General features: G+C 56.5%; 3 protein-coding genes and 1 pseudogene. All 4 read right to left on the reverse strand.

Annotated elements, in window-relative coordinates:
• Window positions 1–302: 302 nt before the first annotated feature.
• Window positions 303–809: an ATP-binding protein gene (locus tag ACIREA_RS29130; protein WP_397385834.1), complete on the reverse strand. Its 507-nt coding sequence runs from the start codon at window positions 807–809 to the stop codon at window positions 303–305.
• Between the two features lie 384 nt (window positions 810–1193).
• The gene (locus ACIREA_RS29135) at window positions 1194–2120 is read right to left on the reverse strand and encodes a hypothetical protein (protein WP_397385835.1); all 927 of its coding nucleotides are present in this window, start codon (window positions 2118–2120) and stop codon (window positions 1194–1196) included.
• Window positions 2121–2338: 218 nt separating this feature from the next.
• Window positions 2339–2998, reverse strand: coding sequence for a hypothetical protein (locus ACIREA_RS29140; protein ID WP_397385836.1), 660 nt, complete (start codon window positions 2996–2998; stop codon window positions 2339–2341).
• A 113-nt stretch (window positions 2999–3111) separates the two neighbouring features.
• Window positions 3112–3300, reverse strand: a pseudogene (locus ACIREA_RS29145) (hypothetical protein); the annotation flags it as partial.

Raw genomic sequence — 3300 nt, forward strand, 5'->3', positions numbered from 1 at the left:
CCAGGCCCCGTGCGATGAGTGTGGTCATGAGGGTTTCGTGTGCGGGTGAAAGGCTGGGGTGCACGCCGCCACCCCAGCCCGGCAGAACATCAGGGTACTGACGCGCAGAAAGGAAAACGACCCGGAAAACGCCTTAAGCCAACCGGAGAATAAATCTTAACCAGAGCTTGGCAGACCTGTCCACCACGAAATTGTGGCAAAAATGGGCCAAATGCCTGGCAAGAGCAAAATGCCTGAGAGCAAAATGCCTGGTAGTGTCCTAATTTGGTGGCTAGTCTCAATAAGAGGTGGCGGGTGGAATATCACATCCAAAAGCCCTCAAGTGACTTCTGCCACGCAGATGCCGCGCCTTTGCGTCCCGGCACAGGTTCAATAAGATTTCGCTCGGCCAACCGTAGGAAGACATTTTTCATGGTGTTCTCCGAATTGATGCCCGTGAGTTCTCTGGCAATCCGGTTGGTGATCTCAGAATGGTTGGCGAGGTAATCCATTACCGATTCCTCAGGCGACGCCAGTTTATCATGCCTAATTTCTACCACCACGGCATTCTCCATCTCTTTGATAATAGGGGGCTTTAATCGCGATCTCTTCATCTCATCAAATGCGGTGTTTAATCCCTCTCCAACATCTTTGTTGGGCGGGCTTGGGAACTTGTGAATCAGCCTCACAAGCACCCCGTTGCGCGAGAATTGGGATTTCAGAATGTTACGAGTAGTTACATGTCCTGGCAGGCGACCAGGGCTTTCAACTTCGATTCGGTTGTCAAACACCCAATAAGATGCCAGGCATTTTGTACAGATATGACGCATAGACTTCTCATTTTCAACATCAGGATAGATCGTTGCCGTGGATGATAGGGGCGCGGGTTTTGAGAAGGGGGGGCGGGCAAGTTGGTCGAGGCAGCTGAGAAGAGCTGTGGTACCTGAACTGAAAGGCTAACGGAATGAACTGAACGAAGATGATGGGACCGCTACGCATGAATACCGGCAGCCCTCTCTGCCTCTGCCGCCACCTGCGCGCGCCAAGGACGAAGGTGCAAAGATCCATCAGACGCATTGTAAATCAATACCTTGAATCATCTCCTGCTACTAAATGACTGGCATCTTATCTTCTTATCTTGGCGCGCAGTGCTGTGCAGAGTGCGTGGTGAGACGATGAGGAGGCAGTGCCAATGCACCGTGCTCCATGAGCCTTTATGGAGCACCGGGCCGGAGGATAAACTTCTCGCGGGCGGACTGGATGTCTGTGGCGATGTGGTCGAGGAAGTCGGCAGCCCATGCCTTGTCCGGCCCTTCCGGCATCGGGCCCAGGATGCGAGGCCGCAGTGACTTCAGACGCGGGCTCAGCTGCGCCAGCAGCAAGAGGTACAGAGGCTTGTTCTCACCTAGCAGCGGATGGGCGCGCCACAGCGTCTCCACCGTGGTCAGCAGCCGGGAGGAGGGAAGCTTTTCGTCATCAAGAGTTTCTGCCAGGGTTTCCAGTTCCAGCACCAGAAGGCCGGCGTCTTCGATGCGTTGCAGCATTTCGAGGTAGCGGTGATCCAGAAAGTCAGAGGTCTCGCGGCGCGCTGCGGCCAGCTTCACCATCAGGGGATGCAGCCCCACATCCTGCCAGCGTGCGCCATCTGCCCGGGGTTTCCTGAGCTGGGGGTACTCGGCGTAGAGAAGATCCAGCGCCAGCGTGGAGCAGACCACCAGAGACGCCGCCTCATTCTGAATCTGGCCGGGTTTAAACGCTGCATCGATGCGCTCCTGCGTCACCTCCTTCTCCAGCAGGGGCGCCATTTTCTGTGCCAGCTCTGTCGTGAGATTTACGGCCACCTTGTGCGTCGCGCTCGAGATGGCATCGATGGCATTCAGGCGCACGGTGGGGTCGGCATCGTTCATCAGCCTCCACAGCAGTTCATAGTCCTTGTCCCAGATGCAGAGTCTTCGGATGGCCAGATTTCTGTCCGCGACGCTGCTGCTGCCCGCCAAGCGCAGGGTTTCTGCGCGCTCTTGTTTGTCCTTGGCAATCATGAGGTCCCCTTCCGACTGCGCCCTCAGCTTCAGGCCGCCGCAGGTGATGGAGAACAGGAGGGCGAACGGCAGGCCCAAGGTTCGGAGGCTGGTGGCAGACATGGCTGCAAAATCGCATACGTTTCCAGAAAGGCGACGAAGCTTTTGTTTCATCTTTATTGAACCAGTGGTGAGTTGTTCAAACTGCCAGAGCAGTTTCAAGCGGCCTCGCAGTGCCTCAGTAACAACCGATGGTATGGCGGGAATTTTACAGATGTCTGGACGACGCATGCCTTTTTATGGAAGGCAGAGATGCAAAGACGACATGCATCGTGAGGTGGTCATGGCTGAGGGAGAAGGCTGCCAGGAATAGGGTAGGCTCCCGTTTTGTCATAGTAGGTGTGGTGAAAAAAAGGTGTTGTTTTATTCATCCTGGCACGTTCAAGGCGTATCTGGTTTTGCATTCTCATGGCGCGGAACTCCTTGTCATAGTGGTTGAGATCCGGATATTTTTTGAGATCCTCCGGGTGCTCCACCTTTAAAAAAGGGTTCTTGTCCCCAAAGAGTACTTCACCGAGGTGTTGCAATTCATGTGCCAGCGTGAACTCATCAATCTTGCGCCGCACACGAAAGACGTCACCGTCCATGTAGCTTTCAGGTCCCGTGGTCAGCCCGATTTTTATCTTGTCCGCGACTGTGGCCAGCTTGTCGATCATCAGCTTTCCTGTTGGGGGCGTATAGAGTTGTTTGAGGGCCTGCAAAGCATCCGGGAAAGCCGCGAATTTTTCGCTGAGTATGGTCAAAGGATCTCTCCCATCTTTAGCTGGAGTGGCGCCCGCTCTTTGCTTGGTGGCATCAGTTCCCTGATTCTGCTGCATCGCGGCACCGCCTTGCGCTGGAGCTTGTGTCTGTGCCTGAGGTGGCACGGGCTGCTGCGCTGCGGGCGTGCCGCCTTGGGCCGGTGGATTGGCCCCACGCGCCTGCTGTTGCGCGGCAAGCACTTGATGGGATCCCTGAAGGCGTTGTGGTGACGTGGTCCCGCTGGCACCCTTTCCCATCTGCTGCATCAAAAACGCCTTTGGAGCGCTGCGTTGTTCAAAGATGCGGCCTCGGGTCAGGGAGGGATTGCTGTCTTGAGCGGGGGCTTCTCGGGTGGGAGAGCCTGGGGCGGAGGCGTGGAAGGCGTCGCGGAGGTCTTGCGGGGAAGGGGAAAAGCCGCTGGTGCGGGTGCTGCGGTCAGCGTGAGGCGCGGCGTCGAAGCCGGAGCTGCGGGTGGTGTTTTCCCAGGGTTTGGGGGCGGGGG

The organism is Prosthecobacter sp., from assembly GCF_044373815.1.
Lineage (GTDB): Bacteria > Verrucomicrobiota > Verrucomicrobiia > Verrucomicrobiales > Verrucomicrobiaceae > Prosthecobacter.

What these genes read in the sequence shown, in the direction of transcription:
- ACIREA_RS29130 (WP_397385834.1), bottom strand. Translation starts at nt 809, where the DNA reads ATGCGTCATATCTGTACAAAATGCCTGGCATCTTATTGGGTGTTTGAC.
- ACIREA_RS29135 (WP_397385835.1), bottom strand. Translation starts at nt 2,120, where the DNA reads ATGTCTGCCACCAGCCTCCGAACCTTGGGCCTGCCGTTCGCCCTCCTG.